At 66.4% G+C, this 1,313-nt stretch carries 1 protein-coding gene; it reads right to left on the reverse strand.

Annotation, left to right across the window (positions count from 1 at the left end):
- Positions 1-128: 128 nt before the first annotated feature.
- Positions 129-1,313: amidophosphoribosyltransferase (purF, locus tag AC1DU6_RS31545; RefSeq protein WP_477862117.1), on the reverse strand; the 1,185-nt coding region annotated here is incomplete at its 5' end.

The raw sequence follows: 1,313 nt of genomic DNA on the forward strand, positions 1-1,313 counted from the left end.
GGTCAGGAACAGCGCTTCGGAGTTCTCGCCATGCTGGCTAGGCGCCAGCGCCGTGCGCACGGCCAGCGTCTCCGGGCGCAGGCCCTCGGGCAAGGTGCGGCGAGCGGGGTCGCTCATGCGTTCAGCCCCTATTGCTCACTGTCGCTTTGCAGCGCCAGGCGGCCACGTGCGTCGGCGTCTTCCTCGCTGGGCTGGCTGGTGCGTTGCGCGCGCAGCGTGGCGAAGTCTTCGAGACTCACGTCACCGGTCACGTAGTGGCCGTCGAAGCAGCTTGCCTCGAAGCCGGCGAGGCCCGGGCGCAGCGCGGCGACGACGCGCTTCATAGCATCCACGTCCTGGTAGATCAGCGCATCGGCGCCGATGTATTGGCGGATCTCCTCGACGGAGCGGTTGTGTGCGATCAGTTCCTCGGTCGTCGGCATGTCGATGCCGTAAACGTTGGGATAGCGCACCGGCGGCGCGGCGGAAGCAAGGTAGACCTTGCGTGCGCCCGCCTCGCGAGCCATCTGCACGATCTCCTTGGACGTGGTGCCGCGCACGATGGAGTCATCCACCAGCAGCACATTCCGGTCCTTGAACTCGACACCGATGGCATTGAGCTTCTGGCGCACCGACTTCTTGCGCGCGCCCTGCCCCGGCATGATGAAGGTRCGGCCGACATAGCGGTTCTTCACGAAGCCCTCGCGATAGGGCTTGCCGATGCGGTGGGCCAGTTGCATGGCCGAGGGGCGGCTGCTTTCCGGAATCGGGATGACGACGTCGATCTCGTTGGGCGGCATCGTGGAGATGACCCGCTGGGCCAGGGTCTCGCCCATGTTCAGCCGCGCCTGGTAGACCGAGATGCCATCCATCACCGAATCCGGGCGGGCCAGGTAGACGAACTCGAACATGCAGGGGTTCAGCGTCGGGTTGTCATTGCACTGCTCGGTGTGCAGCTTGYCGGTCATGTCGATGAAGAGGGCTTCGCCGGGCGCCACGTCGCGCTCCAGCTGGTGGCCGGTGCCTTCCAGCGCGACGCTTTCGCTGGCCACCATGACCTCGCCGTTGGCCGAGCGGCCGAAGCACAGCGGGCGGATGCCGAAGGGGTCGCGGAAAGCCAGCAGGCCCTGGCCGGCGATCAGCGCGATGACGGCGTAGCTGCCCTTGATGCGCTTTTGCACCGCACGCACGGCGGAGAAGATCTCCTTGGGCGTCAGTGGCAGGTCGCGCGCGGCCAGCTCCAGCTCGTGCGCCAGCACGTTGATCAGCACCTCGGTGTCGCTCTCGGTGTTGATGTGGCGACGGTCGATGTCGAAGAGCTCGTCCTTCAGTGC

The organism is Roseateles sp. P5_B10 (assembly GCF_056400485.1).